General features: G+C 47.2%; 4 protein-coding genes and 1 pseudogene. All 5 read left to right on the top strand.

Annotation, left to right across the window (positions count from 1 at the left end; genetic code table 11):
- Positions 1-351 (top strand): IS66 family transposase (locus F557_RS19130; protein WP_019001500.1); only part of this gene is annotated, 351 nt, incomplete at its 5' end.
- 359 nt (positions 352-710) lie between these two features.
- The gene (locus tag F557_RS0106835; RefSeq protein WP_019001499.1) at positions 711-2,123 is read left to right on the top strand and encodes a cation:dicarboxylate symporter family transporter; all 1,413 of its coding nucleotides are present in this window, start codon (positions 711-713) and stop codon (positions 2,121-2,123) included.
- Between the two features lie 277 nt (positions 2,124-2,400).
- On the top strand, positions 2,401-3,765 hold the full coding sequence (locus tag F557_RS0106830; protein WP_019001498.1) for a hypothetical protein: 1,365 nt from the start codon (positions 2,401-2,403) through the stop codon (positions 3,763-3,765).
- A 49-nt stretch (positions 3,766-3,814) separates the two neighbouring features.
- Positions 3,815-5,275: an MFS transporter gene (locus F557_RS0106825; RefSeq protein ID WP_019001497.1), complete on the top strand. Its 1,461-nt coding sequence runs from the start codon at positions 3,815-3,817 to the stop codon at positions 5,273-5,275.
- A 482-nt stretch (positions 5,276-5,757) separates the two neighbouring features.
- Positions 5,758-5,985 (top strand): annotated as a pseudogene (locus tag F557_RS22635) (ISAzo13 family transposase); the annotation flags it as partial.

The following is a 5,985-nucleotide window of genomic DNA, read 5'->3' as shown; positions in this document are numbered from 1 at the left end:
AAAGCGGTCAAGTACTCTCACAATCAGTGGGAAAAATTCACCAGAATTCTGGAGGACGGCTCTATTCCTCTGGATAACTCGGCCGCCGAGAGAGCTATTCGTGACTTTGCAGTGCTGAGACATTCAATGCCCAGCGGATTTGGCTCTATTGAGGGAGCTAAGTCTACGGCTGTGTTTTCATCATTTCATGAAACCTGCAAAGTTCATGGAGTTGATCTGGAAGATTACCTTGAATTTCTGTTCAGATATATGGGTATTCACAGAGACGAACTGAAAGATGAATCGCTGTCTGATGAAAGAAGAAATGCTATTCTTGAGCAGGCAATGCCGTGGAAATTTAAGAAGGCCTAAAGTGCTGACTTTAGACCTAATACTTTTCGTTTAACAGTTTTTCTGACAAAAATATCAGCCAACAGCATTTTAATTCCGGAAACAGGGTTAAAAACCTGCTCCCCGTATTATTTAGTCCCTTAAAAGGCCTTCCAAGATTTAAAATGTTTTTAAAAGCTGACTTTGTATGAAAAACTGTTCCTCGCCTGTGATATACCCCGGTTTTGAAATATTCCCGCCAGCACAAAACTGATACAGAATATTGTCAGTTTTTAGAATTAAATATTGGCAGCTTTAGTAATAGTAGCCCGGGCCACTATTACTAATCAGACCAAATAATAACTATCTAACTAAATGTTTGCAAAATAGCAAGGTGTACTATGGGTTCAGTTATTAATGGATATAACAAAACTCCAATTTTTATAAAACTAGCAATCGGCATGGCCGTAGGTGCTCTTTTGGCCATTTACTGCCCAAAACCATTTATGTGGATTGATGGACTGGGCATTACATTTGTTAATATCCTGAAATATATTGGTCCGTTAATGGTATTTGTTTTTATGATAAATGCCATAGTAAGCTCCAATATCGGCAGAGAAAATACCTTCGGACTCAAAAGAGTAACCCTCATGTTTGTCTCAAGTCTTTTTGCAGCCTCGGTATTTTCTATTATCTGCTGGTTTGTCTGGAAGATTGGCGTGGATCCGAATGACGGAGTTACCCCTTTGAAACAGGTGGAACTGCCTCCTCAGAAAAACATCTTCACAGCCCTGCTTGGAGAAATTGCCTATAATCCGGTCAAGGCCCTGATTGACGGCAAATATCTTTCCATTGTGATGTGGGCAATAGCCTTCGGACTTCTGTTCAGAAAAGCCGAACACTCAACCCAGATGCTGGTTAAGGACACGGCCAATGCCATCACCAAAATTGTCAGATTCTTCATTGCCCTGGCTCCTTTCGGCATCATGGGCCTGATGTTCCATGACATAGTGGCCGGAAAGAGCGAGGCCAACCTGTTCTACTACCCTCATCTCATCATTATGTTTCTGGGGGTTTTCCTGGTAATGTTCCTGGTGATCAATCCGATAATTGTCTACCTCTTCACCAGACAGAACGCTTTCAAAATACTGCCAAAACTTGAAGAAAGCATTATCTATTCGCTGTTCACCGCCAGCTCGGCTGCAAATATTGCGGTAAACCAGAAGGCTGCCGAGGAAAACAATGTTTCAAGACAGCTAAGCTCCGTGGCCATCCCGCTTGGCGCTACTCTTCATAAGCCCGGTTCTGTCATCACCCTCAACATTCTGACTCTGGTGGCTGCCAGCGGCTGCGGTGTCAATATCGGCTTTACGGATATCCTGTGTCTGGGACTGGTATCAATTGTAGCCTCCATGTGTGTTGCCGGCGTGGCTAACGGTACCCAGCTGATTATTCCAATTTGCTGCGGGATTTTCGGACTTAGTGACGGTGTCATCATCCATATCATCGGGGTTAACGCCATCATCACCATTATCAGAGACACTTTATGCACCACTGTCAACAGCAGCTCTGACCTCATGTTCGTTCTGGCTGTTGACCAGCGTCATAAATCAAGAACCTCCAGCCTGGTTGACAATATTATCAACTCCAAACGGCGCAGTGATGGTGAAAAGGAAAGCGCTGACGGCGGGAAGGAAGTCAGCGATGGTGAAAAGGACGGCAATGAAAATGAACGCCGCAGCACCAATGAGGATGTAATCAAGCAGGCATTAAGCCAGAGAAACAATCAGCCTCCGGCAGCTGAAAAGCAGTAAAACCCCGGCACGAAATATCCATAGCCGGATCCCCCAAAAGGCATAGTCTCATGATTATGCCTTTTTTACTGGCTGTCTCTGACAGAGACGCTGAAAATATGAGACTTTAAGGCACAGCACGGAAATATCCTCCGAAATTCCCCATCATGTTTCCCCTGATGTTAAAATGCAGACAGGCGGGAATCTTGAACAAGCCTGAATGACTATTGCAGTCCACGCAGAATGCGCCAAAACGCATATCATGGATATGTTATTCCACCGGCACAGAAGAACAGAAATGGCACACACAAACAGATCCGGAACAATCTCCGGTTCCTTTGACTACTCTGAGTGGGGTACAGCCTTCCGGGACCGGAATATCGTAAAGCATTTCTGCCCCGGCTGCGGAGCGGAATTATCCCCGGGCGTTCTAAGACTGACAGCAGTCTGTCCCTGCTGTCAGGCGGCACTGCCTTTTGCCGCTGTCAGCACCTCCGGCCGTCCTCTGACTCGGGGGCAGGTCTCTTCTGCTCAGAACGGCATCATTATGCTTCGCAATACCAGCAGTGATTTCATCCTGCCGTTTTTCTACGACCGGAAGGATCTGGCAAAGACATATGCCCGGGGACAGAGCACGGATCCCGGGATTCTATCAGACGACCTGAGCCGAAAAATTACCCCGGAAAACATCCGGAGAGTCTATCTGCCCTTCTGGCTAATTGACTTTGAGGCCGCGGGAGATGTCTTCCGGGAAAAACTTCCAAACAGAAGAAGCTTTGGATTCGAAGATAATCAGGATTCCCACCGGGATCTCGCAAAAATCTCCGCCAGAATGGTATTCCGGGAAATTCCGGAGCTAGCTGCGAATATATCTTCCGAAGTTCTCTCGGTTATCAGCGAACCTGAAATCTCCGGAAAAAGTCAGTTTCCCTCCAAACGCACCCCGTCATTCATCGCCGATACCTGTCTGCCCGGAGACAGCAGTATTGACCGGTACTGGCTTGACGAATCAGCCAAGGCCTCCATACTGAAATTTATGCTCCCCTCGGCAGATGATTATGTGAAACAGGATCTCCAAACCCGCCCCCTCCGGATCAGAACCCTGCTTTTCCCGCTGCTTTACGTATCCTGCCGGGAAAACGGGCAGGACTTTATCATGGTCATGAACGGTTTTAGCGGAAGCGTTCATTCCAAATTTCCCCGGGATGAATATAAAGCCGTTCTGGTCAGAAAAACGCTCATCATGATATTTACCGGGACTGATCTATTGTTCTGTGATCAGATTCTCTCCCATGTCCCGCAAACCGGATTTTTTGAGCTCCTGATGGCCGTCCTGTGCGGAGGTTCCCTGTGCGCTCTCATCCCCACACTCCTTATTTCATATTTCATGGCCCCGCTGTTCCGAAAAAGCGCTGCGTTCTGCCGGTTTATGTCATATGTCGTTTCCACGGTCACCACAGCAGCGGGACTTGTTATTGCGATCCGGCATTTCGATGATGCTCCCGCAGGAATTATTGCCGCCGCCGCCCTCTCGGTAACCGTAGCCATGACACTTTTCCGGAAGCAGCCCCCCGAAATAAAAAGGGAGCCCGGGGCCGGTTTCAGATCAGAATTCAGAAGCTACCGGGTACCAAAGGAATGCGAACTTAAAAAATACCGGTAGTATTCACCGGCGCTAGCGAACTTTTTCAGATTCATCTCAGGGAACAGATATGGCATACACAGAATTCTGCAGTTGTCCCGGGTGCTCCGGAAATCTGGTATACAGCATCAGGCATGACAGCCTGTACTGCGAAAAATGCGACAGCTATTACTCCGTCCGGGAATACGATAAAACCGCACGCCGGAAAGAACAGCAGGAAAAATTACCGGGAGCGGAAAATGATACGGCCCCGGCGGCCAGCGAAGAAAAATTTTCCTGTCCTTCCTGCGGCGGCAGCATATCTCCGGGAGTGCTGGGCAACATCGGCAAATGCCCCTTCTGCGACAATTATCTGATATTTTCAGGAAAGATCAAAAGACAGCGCGAGCCGGATCTGATACTTCCCTTCAAAAAGGATCGTGAGGATTTTCTGGAGGCTCTCTGGAAATATTTCAGGAACGCTCCATTTGTTCCGGACGGCTTCAAAAAATATCTCAGATCCCCCGATGCCCGAATCCAGGCCAAATACGTTCCCTTTTGGGTATACAACATTGCTGCCGAGGGCAAAATGAGCTATTCAAGCCCCTACGATGAAAAACGGGGGGTGAGACGCCGCGGCTCATATGAGGCCAATGCCAGCATGCAATTCCGGGGCATTCCGGAAAAAGCCACCCGGAATGCGGATGACGAGATGATCCGCAAACTGGAACCTATTGATACCAGTGAAGCCGAACCCTTCAGCTATTCCTATCTCTCCGGTCTTGACACAGAAATCTGCAAAACTGATGATACCGGAAGCTACAGAAATGCCCGAATCCGGGCGCTGAATTCTATGTATCAGGCAATGGCACCCTATGGCCGGGGGAAAAACGAATCTCAGGATATCAGCATATTCCCGCAGAGCGTATTCTGCGTTCTGGCACCGATCTGGACGCTGGAGTTCTATGACAGGGAGAAAATCATCACTGTTGCCATGAACGGCCATAGCGGAGCCGTCGCCGCTGATAACCTCATGGACAGCACTGTCATTGTTCTTATCAAGCTCACACAGCTGCTTATGGTGCTGTTCATTGTTATGCAGACCGTCTTTCTGGGGCTGCAATCCTATATTCCGGTATATGATTATCTGGCTAAGCTTCCCCGTCTCCCGCATGTCCAGAATGGCATAGTTATGATAGGAGCGCTGCTTCCGTATGCCGCTTTTATGATTGCCTTGCTTTACATCAGAACTCTGCTTTCACACTTTCTCTTCAAAACCAGGCGCCGGACATATATCTCATTCAGTACCGCTCTGTCAGGAGTTCTGGCTATGGCGGTGATTTTTATCTGTGCCTACCCGAAAATTCCTTTCGGCATTTGGGTATTGCTGGGAATTTTTGTTATTCTGCCGATGTGCATGTTTGGATACGGGGAGATCGGCCGGGATATTGAAAAGGACATGGCAGAATATAATGATAATATCCGGAATGATGCCAATTGCTACATTGACCGTTCTGAAAGCGACTGGAACGTCTTTAAAACAGACTGGTGACCGTACTAATCCCCGGAAAAATGCCCTTCCAGCTGCGCATTCTCATCACAGCGGCATGGCTCTGAATAAGGGGCGCACGGATATTGTCGTCATTACTTCAGACGCTGGCGGACAGAGGAGAAAGATCCACGTTTTCCGGAAAAGCGTTACTGTTCACAGCTCTAAAAGTACCTAATCTGACTATAGATATTTTTCGAAATACGGCGTGCCCCTAAACCCAGGATCTGATCGGTGAGCACTCAATGATCAGAGGAGCGTTTCAGTGCTATGCCTTTTTGTGATTGTCTGACTGAAGTGTTAGGATTTTTTTCATAGGGCCTCTTTTTGAAACCGGGTGGGTTAATCGGATCTGATAACACACAACCAGCGTGCCATAACAGACTTAGGAGCTGTGCATAAATAACCTTCACAACTTTTCATAAGTCTAGCCCTATTATGCTATCATGACAATCAACTGTAACGTTGATGTCAATGAGGCTGATATGGTAGAGCTTGACGAGGTTGCAATAGCAACAAAAATTAAAAAGATGCTTCCATTCCTGAATGAATTCCAAAAGCGGATATATCTTGCTTCAGAAGCAGAAATTTTGGGTTATGGCGGTGTTTCGAAAATCAGCAAGGAAACTGGAGTTTCCAGAGTGACCATAAGCTCGGGAATAAAAGAACTCAATTCCCTTGATGGAGAAACATCTGAACAATTGCAAATCAGG

This window comes from Succinimonas amylolytica DSM 2873 (assembly GCF_000378405.1).
GTDB classification, from domain to species: Bacteria; Pseudomonadota; Gammaproteobacteria; order Enterobacterales; family Succinivibrionaceae; genus Succinimonas; species Succinimonas amylolytica.
The sequence above is the reverse complement of the archived record's forward strand: the minus strand, read 5'-3'. Positions and strand labels throughout refer to the sequence as shown.

Bases quoted from the DNA above. Each gene is read 5' to 3' on its own strand.
- F557_RS0106835 (WP_019001499.1), top strand. From the start codon at position 711: ATGGGTTCAGTTATTAATGGATATAACAAAACTCCAATTTTTATAAAA.
- F557_RS0106830 (WP_019001498.1), top strand. From the start codon at position 2,401: ATGGCACACACAAACAGATCCGGAACAATCTCCGGTTCCTTTGACTAC.
- F557_RS0106825 (WP_019001497.1), top strand. From the start codon at position 3,815: ATGGCATACACAGAATTCTGCAGTTGTCCCGGGTGCTCCGGAAATCTG.